Annotated in this window: 13 protein-coding genes and 2 tRNA genes; 7 read left to right on the top strand and 8 right to left on the bottom strand. The window is 68.2% G+C overall.

Annotated features, from left to right (window positions below; all coding sequences use genetic code 11):
- Positions 1–2: 2 nt before the first annotated feature.
- From AC0IXR_RS11305 to AC0IXR_RS11295, 3 genes are all read right to left on the bottom strand, one after another.
- Positions 3–75 (bottom strand) — tRNA-Ala (locus AC0IXR_RS11305).
- 131 nt (positions 76–206) lie between these two features.
- Positions 207–282, bottom strand: a tRNA-Ala gene (locus AC0IXR_RS11300).
- Between the two features lie 196 nt (positions 283–478).
- A complete protein-coding gene (locus AC0IXR_RS11295) occupies positions 479–868 on the bottom strand; it encodes a TIGR02300 family protein (protein ID WP_082470039.1) in 390 nt (129 codons plus the stop codon).
- Between the two features lie 249 nt (positions 869–1,117).
- Here AC0IXR_RS11295 and aroA point away from each other — a divergent pair, with 249 nt between their 5' ends.
- Positions 1,118–2,467: a 3-phosphoshikimate 1-carboxyvinyltransferase gene (gene aroA, locus AC0IXR_RS11290; RefSeq protein WP_471760756.1), complete on the top strand. Its 1,350-nt coding sequence runs from the start codon at positions 1,118–1,120 to the stop codon at positions 2,465–2,467.
- A gap of 5 nt (positions 2,468–2,472) precedes the next feature.
- Positions 2,473–3,105 (top strand): (d)CMP kinase, encoded by a 633-nt coding sequence (gene cmk, locus AC0IXR_RS11285; RefSeq protein ID WP_471760755.1) that lies wholly within the window; start codon positions 2,473–2,475, stop codon positions 3,103–3,105.
- 6 nt (positions 3,106–3,111) lie between these two features.
- On the opposite strand, the gene AC0IXR_RS11280 is transcribed toward cmk, so the two are convergent.
- On the bottom strand, positions 3,112–3,552 hold the full coding sequence (locus tag AC0IXR_RS11280; protein WP_471760754.1) for a DUF805 domain-containing protein: 441 nt from the start codon (positions 3,550–3,552) through the stop codon (positions 3,112–3,114).
- Positions 3,553–3,568: 16 nt separating this feature from the next.
- On the bottom strand, positions 3,569–6,055 hold the full coding sequence (gene hrpB / locus AC0IXR_RS11275; RefSeq protein ID WP_471760802.1) for an ATP-dependent helicase HrpB: 2,487 nt from the start codon (positions 6,053–6,055) through the stop codon (positions 3,569–3,571).
- Positions 6,056–6,270: 215 nt separating this feature from the next.
- Here hrpB and AC0IXR_RS11270 point away from each other — a divergent pair, with 215 nt between their 5' ends.
- A complete protein-coding gene (locus AC0IXR_RS11270; RefSeq protein WP_056433123.1) occupies positions 6,271–6,591 on the top strand; it encodes a hypothetical protein in 321 nt (106 codons plus the stop codon).
- Between the two features lie 133 nt (positions 6,592–6,724).
- Entirely contained in the window at positions 6,725–9,472 is a 2,748-nt protein-coding gene (mutS, locus tag AC0IXR_RS11265) for a DNA mismatch repair protein MutS (protein WP_471760752.1), read from the top strand.
- 52 nt (positions 9,473–9,524) lie between these two features.
- On the opposite strand, the gene AC0IXR_RS11260 is transcribed toward mutS, so the two are convergent.
- Positions 9,525–9,971: a response regulator gene (locus AC0IXR_RS11260; protein ID WP_419952206.1), complete on the bottom strand. Its 447-nt coding sequence runs from the start codon at positions 9,969–9,971 to the stop codon at positions 9,525–9,527.
- Positions 9,968–11,074, bottom strand: coding sequence for a PAS domain-containing protein (locus tag AC0IXR_RS11255; protein ID WP_471760801.1), 1,107 nt, complete (start codon positions 11,072–11,074; stop codon positions 9,968–9,970). The genes AC0IXR_RS11260 and AC0IXR_RS11255 overlap by 4 nt, the downstream gene beginning before the upstream one ends.
- A 376-nt stretch (positions 11,075–11,450) precedes the next feature.
- Between AC0IXR_RS11255 and AC0IXR_RS11250 the strand changes: the two genes are divergently transcribed.
- Together AC0IXR_RS11250 and AC0IXR_RS11245 are read left to right on the top strand one after the other, a co-directional pair.
- Entirely contained in the window at positions 11,451–12,905 is a 1,455-nt protein-coding gene (locus tag AC0IXR_RS11250; protein ID WP_207412870.1) for an AmpG family muropeptide MFS transporter, read from the top strand.
- 2 nt (positions 12,906–12,907) lie between these two features.
- Positions 12,908–13,870, top strand: coding sequence for an EcsC family protein (locus AC0IXR_RS11245; protein ID WP_471760751.1), 963 nt, complete (start codon positions 12,908–12,910; stop codon positions 13,868–13,870).
- 9 nt (positions 13,871–13,879) lie between these two features.
- Here the strand turns inward: AC0IXR_RS11245 and AC0IXR_RS11240 are convergent, their stop codons facing one another.
- Entirely contained in the window at positions 13,880–15,217 is a 1,338-nt protein-coding gene (locus AC0IXR_RS11240) for a leucyl aminopeptidase family protein (protein ID WP_471760800.1), read from the bottom strand.
- A 179-nt stretch (positions 15,218–15,396) separates the two neighbouring features.
- Here AC0IXR_RS11240 and AC0IXR_RS11235 point away from each other — a divergent pair, with 179 nt between their 5' ends.
- Positions 15,397–16,254, top strand: a complete 858-nt coding sequence (locus AC0IXR_RS11235) for a tetratricopeptide repeat protein (protein ID WP_419952202.1) — start codon at positions 15,397–15,399, stop codon at positions 16,252–16,254.
- The last annotated feature ends 39 nt before the right edge of the window (positions 16,255–16,293 follow it).

Below are 16,293 nucleotides of genomic sequence, written 5' to 3'. Positions count from 1 at the left end.
GGTGGAGCCTAACGGGATCGAACCGATGACCTCTTCCATGCCATGGAAGCGCTCTCCCAGCTGAGCTAAGGCCCCACATTCCGAAACAATCGTGACATCGTCTCACGATCGTCGTCATCATCGGTGAACACCACCGAGATCTGCTGTTTTCCGGCCCGCCGAAGGCCGCATCTCGCAACCACATCGACGACTCGGACGAAAAGAAATGGTGGAGCCTAACGGGATCGAACCGATGACCTCTTCCATGCCATGGAAGCGCTCTCCCAGCTGAGCTAAGGCCCCACTTCTGGGACCACCGCAACATGTCTCGCGGTGGTCGTTCCGCCAACCTGCCTTGCGGCGTCCGGCGGAGGCGGTTCTATATTCGGGCGCTTGCCCGGACTCAAGCCCCTAATCGCATTCACCGCCGAGAATTTTACGCGGCATAGGATTTTGCTGCGATCGCTCTCGGGGACGCAAAGGGTGCCGAGGTCGGGCCTCAGCTTTCCTCGTCGTTCTCGATATCGCCGTCGATGAGGTCGGCCACGTCGTCGTCGCCGGTATCTTCCTCCTCGAGGAAGGTGTCGTCGGCATCTGTCGAATCGGCATCGTCGTCGCCGGTCGTGGTATCCGCCTCGTCCTCAGCGGCCTCGACCTCGTCGAGGGAGACGATCTCGGGACCGCCCTTCTCGGCATCCGTATCCTCGTCGTCGTCAGCCGGCACGGCTGCGGAGCGGGAGGCGAGCGCGGGAGCGGCCATGCGCGACGTAGCGGCGGCCTGATAGATGGTCCCGCATTTCGGGCAGGTCGCCGGATCTTTGTCGAGATCGTAGAATTTCGCGCCGCAGCTCATGCATTGACGCTTCAAGCCGAGTTCCGGTCTGGCCACGGGCGAACCTCTGATAGGGTTTTGGGAGAGGGGCCCCGTTAGTCGGGTGAAACCGTCCTGTCAAATACCCTCGTCAGGACACCCCGACTACCTGGGCCACCGGCTTATCCGGATTTAACCGCCCGGAGGCCTCTCCGGGTCGGATGACGCCGCCCCGCCTGCGTGGTAACCGGCGCTACGATGTTCGCCGGCTGCATGGCCGGCCCCTGACGGCGCGACCGCGCCAGAAGCCGAAAAGTTGTCGATCCCGTGTCGCATCACTCCGAACCGCAGCCCCTGACCGCTTCCGCCGGCGCGCCCTTGCGCGGCGCGCTGCGGCCTCCGGGGGACAAGTCGATCTCCCACCGGGCGATGATCCTTGGCCTCCTCAGCATCGGCGAGACCCGTATCGAGGGATTGCTCGAAGGTGACGACGTGCTGCGCACGGCCGACGCCGCCAGAGCCCTCGGTGCGGGCATCGATCGCCTCGGGCAGGGCAGCTGGGCGGTGCGCGGCGTCGGCATCGGCGGGATGATGGACCCGGCCGGCGTGCTCGACTTCGGCAATGCCGGCACCGGCTCGCGCCTGATGATGGGCGTCGTCGGCGGGCAGGACGTCACCGCGACCTTCGACGGCGACGCATCCCTGCGCAAGCGCCCCATGCGCCGCATCCTCGATCCGCTGATCCGCATGGGCACCCAGGTGCTGAGCGAGGAGGAGGGCGGCCGCGTACCGTTGACCCTTCGCGGACCGAAGGAAGCCATCCCGATCACCTACGAGACCCCGGTCGCCTCGGCGCAGATCAAATCGGCGGTGCTCCTCGCCGGCCTGAACGCGCCCGGAACCACGACGGTGATCGAGGCAGCGGCGACCAGGGACCATAGCGAGCGCATGCTTCGCCTGTTCGGCGCCGAGGTCGCGGTGAGTCCGCACGGCCCCGGCGGCCACGGCCGCTCCATCGCCCTCACGGGCCAGCCGATCCTGCGCGGCACCGACGTGATCGTGCCGGCCGATCCGTCCTCCGCGGCCTTCCCGCTGGTGGCGGCGCTCATCGTCCCCGGCTCGGACGTGACGATCGAGGGCGTGATGATGAACCCCCTGCGCATCGGCCTCATCACCACGCTGCTGGAGATGGGCGCCGATATCGAGCGTCGTAACGAGCGCGACGAGGGCGGCGAGACCGTGGCCGATCTCCATGTCCGCGCCAGCCGGCTCAAGGGCGTCGATGTGCCGGCCGAGCGCGCCCCGGCGATGATCGACGAATATCCCGCTCTCGCCGTCGCCGCCGCCTTCGCCGAGGGCGTCACCCGGATGAACGGGCTGCACGAGCTGACGGTGAAGGAATCCGACCGCCTCGCCGCCGTGGCGGATGGTTTGCGCGAGAACGGCGTGACCTACCGGATCGAGGGTGAGGATCTCATCGTCGAGGGCGACGGCTCCGCCGCGCGCGGCGGCGGCACCGTCGCCACCCATCTCGACCACCGCATCGCCATGGCCTTCCTGGTGATGGGCCTCGCGACGAAGCAACCCGTGACCGTCGATGACGGTGCCATGATCGCCACCAGTTTCCCGAGCTTCCTGCCGACGATGCGGGCGCTCGGCGGCCGCATCGCGGAGTAGGTCCCATGCCGATGGTCATCGCGATCGATGGACCCGCCGCCTCGGGCAAGGGAACCCTGGCCAAGCGCCTCGCCGCGCATTACGGCCTGCCCCATCTCGATACGGGTCTGCTCTACCGGGCCGTGGCCCTCAGCGTGATCGATGCCGGGCGCAACCTCGACGACCATGCCGCCGCGGCTCGAGCCGCCGCGACGCTGATCGCCGACCGCCTCGCGGATCCGCGCCTCCGGGAGCGGGCAATGGGAGACGCGGCCTCCCGCATCTCGTTGATCCCGGCCGTGCGCGCGGCTTTGCTCGCCTGGCAGCAGCGCTTTGCCGGCGGCGCCAGCGGCGCCGTCCTCGACGGGCGAGATATCGGCACCGTGGTCTGCCCGCAGGCGCAGGTGAAACTGTTCATCACCGCCGCCGCCGAGGAGCGCGCCCGGCGTAGGCATCTGGAACTCCTTCGACGGGGAGAGCCGGCGAGCCTCGGGGCGATCCTGTCCGACATCGTCGCCCGCGATGCACGCGACGCGCAACGCTCGACAGCCCCTCTCAAGGCCGCTCCCGACGCCGTTCTTCTCGACACCACCGATCTCGATGCGGACGAGGCCTTCGAGGCGGCGCGCGCGGTGGTGGACCGTGCGCGGCAGCACTGACGCGGCTCAGTGCTCCGGCTCGAACCCGTAGCGGTTCGGGCCCGCCATGCCCGCCAGCCCCACGGTCTCGATGAAGAACCAGAGATTGAACCCGGTCATCGCCAGGGTGGCGACGATCACCGCCACCGGATAGGCGTCGGCGAGAGTCTCGATCGGGGCAAAACCCGCGACGGTCACGAAGGCGTTGGGGAGCAGCCACCATCCGGTCCGCCCCCGGTCGTGCAGACGCCGGACCGTGGCGACCGTCACGAAAGCCCCGGCCCCGATGGTGCCTGCTGCCACAACGATCAGCGCCGCGGACCGCGCCTCCATCGACGAGACCAGGATGGCGATGCTGCCCGACACGACGACAAGCAGCAGCGTGCCGATCAATTGACGGTGATAGGCTCGGCGGGACAGGCGGCCTCGCGGATCGAAATGCGCCGCAGGCCAAGGAAAGCCGGTCATCGAGAAAAGCCCGTCATCATGTCCCCCTCGGCTTCACCCGCCGGGTCGGCGGCTCGGTCAGCGGGTCGTCCGGCCAGGGATGGCGCGGGTAGCGCCCGCGCATCTCCGCGCGCACGGCGGTCCAGGAGCCGCGCCAGAAGCCGGGCAGGTCCTTGGTGATCTGGATCGGACGCGAGGCCGGAGACAACAGGTGGAGGACCAACGGCACGCGACCGCCGGCGATGGCGGGATGGCGGTCGAGGCCGAACAATTCCTGCACCCGGACGGCCAGAACCGGCCCGCCCTCGGCATCGTAGTCGATGGGGATGCGCGATCCCGTCGGCACCTCGAAATGGGTCGGGGCCTCCGTATCGAGGCGATGACGCATCTCCCAGGGTAGAAGCGCGCCGAGCGCGCGGCCGAGATCGTCTGCCGTGATGGAATCGAGGCTCACACGGCCCTCGATTTCCGGCGCGAGCCAGTCTTCCACCGACGCGCCTAATGCCTCATCCGAGAGATCGGGCCAGGTTTCGCCCTCGGCAGCGCGAAGAAACGCCAACCGGGACCGCCACTGGGCGAGGGCGGGCGTCCAGGGCAGATTGTCGAGGCCGAGCCCGACGATGCCCCGCGCCAGGATCGCGGCCGAGGAGGCATCCGGTTTCACCGGCAGGATCCGCTCGCCGAGGGTTGCCGCGCCGAGACGGCGGGAGGCGCGTGCCCGCAGGGACCGGGCGCCCTTGTCGAACACGACCTGGGTGACCGATTCGATCCGCTCTACGAACAGCGTCTCGATCTCCTCCAGCGTGATCGCGGCGGCGGCGAGGATGCGCCCGGTAGCCGCCGTCCCGGCGATATCGGCCACCACGAGGAAAGGTTCGCGGGCAAGGGCCGAGGCCGGGTCCACGCGCCCGGCGCGTCCGTTCGCCATCACGAACTCGCCGTCGCGGCCTCGCGAGCGGGCAACGCGGTCGGGATAGGCAAGGGCGAGGAGCGGCCCGGCCCCGAAGACATCCACGTTCCTGACTGCGCGAACGAATCCCCCGGCCTGCTCGGCCCAGCCTCGCGCCAAACGCCGCATGTCGGAGGCACGGGTTCCGCGGTCGCGGGCGAACCGATCGGCCCGGATAGAGAGATCGGCATCGTCGCCGCCGAGCCCGCGCTCCACGAGGATCGCGGCGAGGTCGGCAGCCTCCCGCGCCCGGCCGAATTCGGCCGCAGCGACCACCATTCTCGCCAGGCGTGGGGGGAGCGGGATGGCACGCAAGGCCCGTCCCGTCTCGGTGAGGCGTCCATCGGCATCGAGGGCGGCGAGGTCGCGCAGCATCGAGCGCGCTTCCGCCAGAGCAGGGGCGGGCGGAGCATCGAGGAACGACAGGGTTGTGGGATCGGAGACGCCCCAGGCGGCGCAGTCGAGCAAAAGGCCGGACAGGTCGGCGGCCAGGATCTCCGGTCGCGTGAAGGGTTCGAGGGCGCTGGTCGCCGCCTCCGACCACAGTCGATAGCAGATCCCCGGCTCGGTCCGCCCCGCGCGGCCACGCCGCTGGTCCACCGAGGCGCGGGAGGCGCGGGCGGTGACGAGGCGGGTCAGGCCGATGCCGGGCTCGTAGAGCGGCACGCGGGACAGACCGGAATCGACCACGATCCGAACCCCCTTGATCGTCAGCGACGTCTCGGCGATGCTGGTCGCCAGCACGACTTTCCGGGTTCCGGGCGGAGCGGGAGCCACGGCGCGGTCCTGTTCGGCAGGGGGAAGGGCACCGTAGAGCGGCGCGATCTCGGTACTCTCGTCCACTCGTTCGGCGAGGAGCGTCGCAACCCGCCGGATCTCGCCTTGTCCGGGCAGGAAGGCCAGGACCGAGCCGGGATCGGCCCGCAGGGCGCGAAGGATGGCGTCGGCCATCGCATCCTCGATCCGCCGGTTCGGATCGCGCTCCGTATGGCGTGTCTCCACCGGAAAGGCCCGCCCCTCGGATTCGACGATGCGCGCGTCGCCCATCAGGCGCGAGACCCGGGCACCGTCCAGGGTGGCGGACATGACGAGAATGCGGAGGTCGTCGCGGAGACCACCCTGGGCGTCGAGCGCGAGGGCGAGACCGAGATCGGCGTCGAGGGAGCGCTCGTGGAACTCGTCGAAGATCACCGCGCCGATGCCGGACAGTTCCGGATCGTCCAGGATCATGCGGGTGAAGACCCCCTCCGTGACCACCTCGATCCGCGTCGCCCGCGAGATCTTCGAGCCGAGGCGGACGCGCAGCCCCACGGTCTCGCCCACGCGCTGGCCGAGGGTGGCGGCCATGCGCTCGGCCGCGCCGCGGGCAGCCAGGCGCCGTGGTTCGAGGAGGATGATCCGGCCCTCGGCGCCGAGCCATGGCGCATCGAGAAGCGCCAGCGGGACGCGAGTGGTCTTGCCGGCTCCGGGAGGTGCCACGAGCACCGCCGACGGGGCTGGTTCGAGCGCCGCGAGAAGGCGCGGCAGGGCCGCATCGATCGGGAGGGCAGCAGAGAAGGAGGGGTTCGTCGCCATCGCGGATGGGGTGGTGCGGGCAAGCGGTGAGATGCGCAACCCCGATTCGGCGCGGCGTCATCGATCACGTGCGGGATACCGGAATCATCCCCTCGTTCCGGCTCATTTACCGGCTTTTTGGTGGACAAACATGCGTTAAAAAAGAATGGGAACGGAGTCCGGGCGAACGACTTATTGCCTCGACGCGCGCGGCGCGATCCTAACGGATGGACTTGATGACCAAGATTGCCCTTGCTCTTGCAGCAGGAACCTTTTTCAGCGCTCTCGGCCTCGGCGCCGCCACTGCCGCCCCGGCCATGCCGAGCGCTCCCGTGATCGCCGGTGAGGCACTGACCACCGAAATCGTCACCCGCGGTCATCACCCGGGCTACGCCAGCCATCGCGGCATGCGCCATCGCCACCACCATCATCGTCACGGCATGCGCCATCGCCGCGCCCCCGCCGCCTACAGCCACGGTGATCCGAACTCCCGCAACCCGCAGCAGCCGGGCTACATGCAGCGCAAGGGCACCACGTCGGGCGGCCCGCGCTACTAAGCTGAGCGGCGGTATTTTCGTCGGAGGGGCCGGTGCGGAGACGCATCGGCCTTTTTTCGTCGCTCGGCGGTTCTCCCCAGATGATGCGGAAGGGAGCGCTGATCCGGTCCGGTCGCCTCTGCTATGATGGGGCATGTCCCAGCGTGCAGTCCGCTCCAGTCCGAAGACCCATGCCACGGCGGAAGAAACCGTGAGCGCCTCGCCGCTCGACATCGCCGGCGCCACGCCGATGATGGCGCAGTATATCGAGATCAAGGCCGCCAATACGGATTGCCTCCTGTTCTACCGGATGGGAGATTTCTACGAGTTGTTCTTCGAGGATGCGGAGATCGCATCCCGTGCGCTCGGCATCGTCCTGACGAAGCGCGGTAAGCATGGCGGGGCGGATATCCCGATGTGCGGTGTGCCGGTGGAGCGCTCCGACGATTATCTCAGCCGCCTCATCGCCCTCGGCCATCGCGTGGCGGTCTGTGCCCAGACCGAGGACCCGGCGGAGGCCAAGAAGCGCGGCCCGAAATCGGTGGTGCGGCGCGAGGTCGTCCGCCTCGTCACCCCCGGTACGATCACCGAGGACCGTCTCCTCGACCCGTCACGGGCGAGCATCCTCCTCGCCCTCGGCCGCCGCAAGTTTTCGGAATCCGGCTACTCCTACGGCATCGCAGCCGTCGATATCTCCACCGGCCGGTTCTCCTTGAGCGAGGTTCCCGAAGGCGAGCTGGGTGCTGCCATCGCCCGGCACGATCCGCGCGAGATCGTGCTTTCCGAGGCGATCCACTCAGATCCGTCTCTCGCCGGCCTCTGGCGCGACGTGAGAGCCCCGGTCACGCCCCTGGCGCAGGCGGAGCTCGAACCCGCCTCGGCGGAGCGGCGGATCAAGGAACAGTTCGGCGTCTCGACCCTCGACGGGTTCGGGCAGTTCGGGCGGGCCGAACTCGCCGCCGCCGGAGCGGCCCTGCTCTATATCGAGCGCACGCAGATCGGCGCGCGGCCCGCTCTGTCCCCGCCGACCCGGGAGACGAGCGGCGCGACGCTGGCCATCGATGCGGCGACACGCGCCAATCTCGAACTCACCCGAACCCTCTCGGGCGAGCGCACCGGCAGCCTGCTCGACGCCATCGACCGCACGGTGTCGGCCATCGGCGCGAGACTGCTGGCCGAGCATCTCGCCGGCCCTCTCACCGACCTCTCGGCCATCATGCGCCGCCACGAGGCAGTGTCGTTCCTGGTGGAAGACGGCGCCCTTCGTCGAACCCTGCGCGACGCCCTGGCGCGGGCGCCCGACATCGCCCGCGCCCTCTCGCGGCTCGGCCTCGGACGTGGCGGCCCACGCGATCTCGCCGCCCTCCGTGACGGCCTCGACGCGGCCTTGGCGATCTCGCAGCGTTGCGGAGAGGTCAAGGCCTTGCCGGACGCCCTCGGCGCCATCGTCCAGCGGCTGGGAACGGTCGATGCCGATCTCGTCGAGCATCTGCGCGCGGCGCTCGCCGACGACCTCCCCCTCAACCGCCGCGACGGCGGCTTCGTGCGCGCCGGCTACGATGCCGAGATCGACGAGGCCCGGCTCCTCGGTCAGGATTCGCGCAAGGTCATCGCCGGGCTGCAGGCGCGCTATGCCGAGGAGACCGGCTGCCGCACCCTGCGGATCAAGCACAACAACATGCTCGGCTACTACATCGAGGTGCCGCAGGCCGTCGGCGAGAACTGCCTCAAGGGCCTGATGCGCGAGACCTTCATCCACCGCCAGACCATGGTGGATGCCATGCGGTTCTCGAGCGTGGAACTGAACGATCTCGAAAGCCGCATCTCGGGAGCAGCCGACCGCGCTCTCGCCCTCGAGACAGAGGTCTTCGATGCACTGGCCGCTCGGATCATGGCCCAGGCCGAGACCGTCGCCGCCATCGCTGACGCCCTGGCCAGCCTCGACGTCACCGCCTCCCATGCCGAACTGGCGGTGGAGCGGGATTGGCGCAGGCCCTTCGTCGACGACAGTTTCAGCTTCGTGGTCGAGGGCGGCCGACATCCGGTGGTGGAATCGGCCCTGCGGCGATCCGGCGAGCCGTTCATCGCCAACGATTGCGACCTTTCTGGCGAAGGGCGCGGGCGCATCCGGCTCATCACCGGGCCGAATATGGGCGGCAAGTCGACCTTCCTGCGCCAGAACGCCCTCATCGCCGTCCTCGCCCAGATGGGCGCCTTCGTGCCGGCGACCCGCGTGCATCTCGGGGTCGTAGACCGGCTGTTCTCGCGGGTCGGGGCCGCCGACGACCTCGCGCGCGGGCAATCGACCTTCATGGTCGAGATGGTGGAGACGGCCGCGATCCTGAACCAGGCGAGCCGGCATTCCCTCGTCATCCTCGACGAGATCGGCCGGGGCACGGCAACCTTCGACGGTCTCTCCATCGCCTGGGCTTGCCTCGAATACCTGCATGAGCAGAACGGGTGCCGCGCGCTGTTCGCCACCCATTTCCACGAACTCACGGCCCTGAGCCAGCGTCTCACGCGGCTCGACAACGCGACGCTCAAAGTCGCCGAGCACAAGGGCGAAGTGGTGTTCCTGCACGAAGTCGTGCCGGGGGTGGCCGAGCGGTCCTACGGCCTCCAGGTCGCCCGTCTCGCCGGCCTTCCCGCCGGGGTCATCGCCCGGGCCGGCTCGATCCTGAAGAACCTGGAGAAAGCCGAGCGCGACCGTCCGACCCGTCCCCGCATCGACGATCTGCCTCTCTTCGCCAGCCTCGCGCCGCCGCCCATGCCGGAAGTGCAGGTTCCGACGCGCGAAGACCCTTTGCGTCAGGAACTCGATGGGATCGATCCCGACGCATTGACGCCGAGGGAGGCGCTGGAGGTTCTCTACCGCCTGAAGAAGGCGGCGCGCGAAGCGTGACGACGAGACCGGAAACGGATCGAGCCTTCGGTCCCGGCGGCGGCCGAGGCGGCTACAACTCGTGGCCCGGTGCACCATGGGTGGCGAGCCGGAACCCATCCAGCCCGTCCGCTTCAGGCTGGCCGCCGGCCCGTAGCGCGGCCACGTAACGCAGCGCGCCGGCGACGGCGCGCTCGGAATAGGGCTTGGCGATGACTCCCAAAGCCCCGGCGAAATCCGCCGGAATGCGTTTGTCGTTGGCGGTCATGAACACGACGCTCGTGCGCGGGTCCGAACTGAGCGTCCTCGCCACATCGATGCCTGTCGGACCGTCGATGAGGTGAATGTCCACCAGGGCGATATCGGGCACCGTGGTACGGCCGAGTTCGATGGCCTCGGCGGAGCTTCCCGCCACGCCGACCGTGACATAGCCGAGGTCGTCCAGCAGACATTCGAGTTCGAGGGCGATGAGCGCCTCGTCCTCGACGACGAGAATGCGCAATCCGGGTACGTGGCTCACCCTGCCTGTCCCATCGCAGCTTCGCGCGGTGGGACTGCGGTCGGCTTCCTGATCTCGTGCTGCAACGGAATGACGATCTCGACGCGCGTCCCCGTTCCGGGCTCGTGCCAGGTGATGACGCCGCGCAACTGTTTCACCACCATCTCGACCAGGGAACAGCCGAACCCGGCTGGGTTCGACACGCCCGCCGTCCGACCGACACCGTCATCCTCGATCAGGAGACGCAAGCCGGTCTCGCATTGGCGGGCGGAGATGGAGACGCGCCCCTCCCGGTCATTGGGGAAAGCGTGGCGCACGGCATTCGTAGCAAGTTCGTGGAGCATGAGCGCCAGAGGCGCCGCGATGGCGGCCGGCAACGAGATCGGATCGATCTCGGCCGTGACCGCGGTACGCGCCGGATCGATGCTGGCGGTGAGATCGGACAGGAAGTCGTCGGCGAACTCCTCCAGGTTGAACCGTGTCACGTCTCCGGCCGAATAGAGCATGCGATGGACCATGGAGAGCGCCCCGATCCGCTCGGCCATGCCCTGAAGGGCGTCCCGCGCCTCGCCCTGGGGGGTTCGCCGCGCCTTCAGCAAGACCAGGGAGGAGATGACCTGCAGGTTGTTCTTGACCCGGTGATCGACCTCGTGAAGGAGCGCGGTCTTCTCGTCCAGGGCGGCCCTCAGGTCGGCGGTCTGTTCGTTGACCTGCCGTTCGAGTTCGTCGTTCGTCCCCTTCATGGCGAGCTCGAGCACGTGTTTCTCGGTCATGTCGGCCTGGGCGGCGTAGTAATAGACGAGCTCCTCCGCATCGTTGCGGACCGGCGTGATCGTCATGGCGTTCCAGAAGGAGGTTCCGTCCTTACGGTAGTTCTGAAGCTCCACCTCGATGGGTACCTGCCGACGCACGGCTTCCCGAATGCGATCGATCGCCCGAGGGTCGGTATCGGGTCCCTGGAGCATCCGACAATTATGGCCCTCCAACTCCTGCCGGGTATAACCGGTGAGATTCAGAAAGGCGTCGTTGACCCAGACGATGGGGTTGTCGGCGAGGCGGGGGTCGGTCACCACCATGGGCGTGGGACTGGCAGCGAAGGCCATGGCGAACATCTTGGCATCCATGAGGGCATTACCCACCGGACGGAGTTCGGCCGAAACCGGGTTGTTGCTGCTGTCCATCATCCTGACATCACGCCTACGCCGCCGCTCGAACGATGACAGCACTTCGACGGTACAGACCGACCCGACCGCCCCAAGAGATAAATCGAGGCCGATCTGCCCCGTCACTTCGACTCGTCAGGTCGAAATATGTCCCATTGCAAGCCAATAGCTACCTACAAAGACCATGCACTCTTTAAGTTCCTGGTGACCATTCTTCATCCCTGTCACACGGGGCCGCTGTCGCCGCGACGCATCGTGGCAATCCAACGGGCGATCCACCCACCGACGAGCATGGCAGCCGACCTTCAAGGGTCATAAGCCTTCAGGAGTTCCACGAATGGCTCAAAGTGCAGCGGTAGCGGGGAAGGCGCGCTCCAAGCTCGCCATGCGGGATATCTTTGAAGATCCCCGCATCATCCTGATGCTGGCCCTCGGCTTCTCGTCCGGCCTGCCGCTGCTGCTCGTGCTCGGCACGTTCTCGACGCGGCTCGCCTATTCGGACGTGGACATCAAGGCAATCGGCCTCTTCAGCTATCTGGCGCTCCCCTACACCCTGAAATTCCTCTGGGCGCCGCTCATCGACCGTTTCGACGTGCCGGTCCTCAGCGCACGCATCGGCCGCAGGCGCTCGTGGATGATCGCGACGCAGGTCGCCGTCGCTCTCGCGCTCTCGCTCATGGCCACGGCCAACCCGGCGAGCAGCCTCGTCCTCCTCGGCCTCGGCGCCTTCCTCGTTGCGATCTGCGCCGCGACCCAGGACGTCGTCATCGACGGATGGCGCATCGATGCCGCCGGCACCGATCTGCAGGGCGTCATGGCGGCGACCTCGAACCTGGGCTACCGTCTGGCGCTGATGTGCGCCGGGGCGGGGGCCCTGTTCATCGCTGACTGGGCGGGATGGTCTGTCGCCTATTTCAGCATGGCCGCGCTCATGGGTGTGGGCATGATCGCCGCTCTCCTGGCCCCCGCCTTCGACAGACAGCATGATGAGGATCCGGAGGCCAAACCGGCACGGCCCGATGGTGCACCGGCGAAGGTCTGGTCCTTCCGTGGCGCGGTGCTCGAACCCCTGACCGAACTCCATACCCGCCTCGGCCCGAGCCTGTGGGCGATCCTCATCCTGGTCGCGTTCTATCGCATGCCGGATTTCATCTCCGGCGTCATGGCGAGTCCGCTCTATCGGCAGATCGGCTTCACCCTCACCGAGATCGGCGCGGTGTCGAAGCTCTACGGCATCTGGGTCGGCATTGCCGGCGCCTTCGTCGGGGGCTGGGCGATGACCCGGCTCGGCCTGTTCCCCACCCTCGTCATCGGGGCGTTCCTCGGGGCGGCGTCGAACCTGTCCTTTTCCTGGCTCTCCTATGGCGGGCCTGAAGTGTGGCGGCTGACGGCGGCGATCTCCATCGACAATTTCTGCGGATCCTTCGCCGGAATGGCGCTCATCGCCTACATGTCGAGCCTGACGGCACCGGGCTTCGCGGCGACGCAATACGCGCTGTTCTCGTCGCTCTACGCGCTCCCGGGCAAGCTCGTGGCCGGCACGTCGGGCTTCATCGTCGCCAGCTACGGCTATCCCGTCTTCTTCGCCTTCACCGCGGCCGTGGGCATTCCGGTGGTGATCCTGTGCTTCTTCGTCGGACGCGCCGGCGAGCGCAGCGCGGCCCGCGCCGCCGCCGAGACCGCGGCCTCAGGCGACACCGAGACCGTGAGCGGGAACCATTCTGCGGGCCTCACGCTTGCTTCCGGCGATCGGCCCGGCGCGCCGGCACCCGAAACACGGATGAGACCCTAGTCGTGAGCAACATCTCCCTCGTCGACGATACCTGCTCCACCCCGGCGGAGACCGCCACCGGTTCGAACCTCAGTGAAGCCGACCGTGCGGCCCTCGTCGGAGCCGTCCGCACCTTGGAGACGCCGGGACTCGCCGCGCGGCTGTCCTCGGTGGCCGGAGCGCCCCTCGACATGATCAGCCGCAGCCTTCCGGCTCCCGTGACGGAAGCGGTCTCACGCGCCACCGAGGGGGCGATGCGCACGGCCCTGCGCGTCGCCCTCGCGACCCTGCCCGAGGCGGAGAAGACGATCGTCCCGGCATCGGCCGCCGGAGCGACCGGCTCCGCAGTGGTCGACGACCTCCCCACCCCAGCAGCCTCTACGGCGGGCGAGCGTTTCGCGCGCTTCCTGCCCACCGGGGATTTCGGGCACAAGGCGATGGCGGCCCTGTCCGGCGCGGTCGGCGGCGCGTTCGGCATCGCGACGCTGCCGCTGGAACTGCCGGTCTCGACAACGTTGATGCTGCGTTCCATCGCGGAGATCGCTCGCGAAGAGGGCGAAGACCTGTCGGACCCGGAGAACGCGCTGGCCTGCGTCCAGGTCTTCGCGCTCGGCGGACGCAGCGGTGCCGAGACGGCGCTGACGGAAAGCGGATATTTCGCGGTGCGCGCGGCTTTGGCCAAGACCATGTCGGAAGCGGCACGCTATGCCGGCAACCGCGCCCTGCTCGACGAGGCGGCTCCGGCCCTGATCCGCTTCTCCACGCAGATCGCCGCGCGGTTCGGTCTGGTGGTCTCGCAGAAGGTCGCCGCGCAAGCGGTGCCGATCCTCGGCGCCGTCGGCGGGGCTGCCGTGAACACCGCCTTCATGAACCATTTCCAGGCGATGGCGCGCGCCCATTTCACCGTGCGCCGTCTGGAGCGGACCTATGGCAAGGACGTGGTGCGCGTCGCCTACATTGCCGAGAAGGCACAACTCGCGGCCTGAAGGCGCCCGCTAACGGGCCGGATAATGCTCCTTCAAGAGGGTATAGACGAGGCGGGCGGTCTGGACCTCGCCTCCTTCCGGCCGGCCTGGTTTTGTCGAGGGATTCCAGCTGTACAGGTCGAAATGCACATGCGCCCGCGTCGCTGGCGCGAACCGCCGCAGGAACAGAGCCGCGGTGATCGCGCCTGCGAAGGGTCCGCCGGACACGTTGTTCAGGTCAGCCACCTTGGAATCGAGCAGGCTCGCGTAGGGCTTGTGGAGCGGCAGCCGCCAGACCGGGTCGACGGCCTCGTCACCCGCCTTCGACACGGCCGTGGCCAGTGCGTCATCCTCCGTGAAGAAGGCCGGGAGATCGGGCCCTAGGGCGACCCGCGCCGCTCCGGTGAGGGTCGCGAAATCGATCAGCAGATCGGGCTTGTCCTCATCGGCCAAAGCGAGGGCGTCGGCGAGGATCAGGCGCCCCTCGGCATCGGTATTGCCGATCTCCACGGTGAGCCCGGCGCGGCTCCTGAACACGTCACCCGGCCTGAAGGCGTTGCCCGCGATGGCGTTCTCTACCGTCGGAATGATGAGGCGCAGGCGCAGGTTCAGACCGGCGGCCATGATCATCGACGCTGCGGCAAGGGCGGCCGCCGAGCCGCCCATATCCTTCTTCATCAGCAGCATGCCGCTCGACGGTTTGATATCGAGGCCGCCCGTATCGAACACGACGCCCTTGCCGACGAGGGTGACTTTCGGCGCGTCCTCATCCCCCCAACTCATGTCGATGAGGCGGGGCGCGCGGGGGGAGGCCGCGCCGACCGCGTGGACCAGGGGAAATTCGCGAGCGAGATCCGACCCCTCGGTCACCGAGATCAGTGCGGAATGTTCCTCCGCCAGGGCCCTGGCGACGGCTTCGATTTCTGCTGGGCCGAGATCGTTGGCGGGAGTGTTGACGAGGTCGCGCCCGAGGGCGACGGCCTGGGAGATCCGATGGATCTCGGCCGCGTCGACGCCTTCCGGCGATACGAGGAGCGGTCCCTTCGGTATCGGCTTGCGGTAGCGCGTGAAGCGATAGCTTCCGAGCAGCCAGGCCAGGGAAGCGGCCTGCATGTCGAGGGAAGCCCTCGGTTCGAGGCGGTAGGTTCCGGGCGGCAGCAGCGAGGGCAGTTTGCCCGCGAGGAACGGATCGGCCCCGTCGCCGAGGCCGAACAGGATCCGTTCGATCGTCCCATCCTCGGCGGGAAGAAGCGCCACCCGCCCGGCTTTCGGCAGGAAGTCGGTCGCTTTGGCGAAGGCCCTGTGCCTCGGGCCGAGCTCCGCTTCGAAGCCGCTCCACTCGTCGCTCCGGAGGCAGCAGATCGGCAGGGCGGAGGGATCGTCGGCGCTGAGATGGGACAGGATGGATTCTCGGGGGCGTTGCGTGGCGCGGCCGGCTGATCCGCTGAAGCCCTAAAGTCGGGTTAACCGGCGATTAGGGTTAACGGTCTATCACTGCGCCACCGGTGGCGTGAAGCGTCGACCGGCAGGCTCGTGCGGAGCACGTCATGGTGTCGTTGCGTTCAGACCAGCCTCATCCGGGTTCGCCGACTCCCATTCGGTTGCCGCTACGCCTGGCCGGCGTGGCGCTGCTCGGCCTTCTGGCGAGCGCCTGCCAGTCGCGCTCTCCGGAAACCACGGGCTCCATCGGCGGCTTCTCCCTCAAGAACTTCGGACGGGCGCCGGACCGCAGCGTCGTGAGCCTCGGCGACGTCGACGCGCTCGGTCAGAAATACAATGCCGACCAGAACGATGTCGGCCTCGCCCTGCGCTATGCGCAGGCACTCAGGGCCACGAACCAGAAGCCCCAAGCCGTGGCGGTGCTTCAGCAGACGGCTCTGCGCAACCCGAAGAATTCGGCCGTTCTGGCCGCCTACGGAAAGGTCCTGGGGGAGGTCGGGCGCTTCACCGAAGCCGCCGAAGTGCTCCAGAACGCCCATACCCCGGCGCGGCCGGATTGGCGTGTCCTGTCCGCACAGGGCGCGGTGGCCGACCAGATGGGCGACCATGTCCGCGCGCAAGGCTTCTATGAGGCCGCCCTCAAGATCCAGCCCAACGACCCCACCGTCCTCTCCAATCTCGGACTGTCCTTCGCGCTGGCAAAGCAGCTCGACCAGGCCGAGGCAGTGATGCGCGTCGCCGTGGCCCAGCCGCGCGCGGATGCACGCGTGCGCCAGAACCTCGCTCTGGTCCTCGGATTACGGGGCAAGATCGCGGAGGCGGAAGAGGTCACCCGTGGTGACCTGTCTCCGGAAGATGCGGCGGCCAACGCCGCCTCCCTGCGGGCCATGTCCGCCCCGGTGCGACAGCCCAGAGCCGCGAAATCCCCCGGACGCTCGCCGGCCGGCGAGTTCCCGCCCGTCTGAGGGACATCCAATCACTCCGAGCAGAGCGGCGGACTGCGC

Source organism: Methylobacterium sp. AC832 (genome assembly GCF_979256025.1).
Note: the sequence above shows the minus strand (reverse complement) of the source record. Positions and strands in the feature narration are given on the sequence as shown.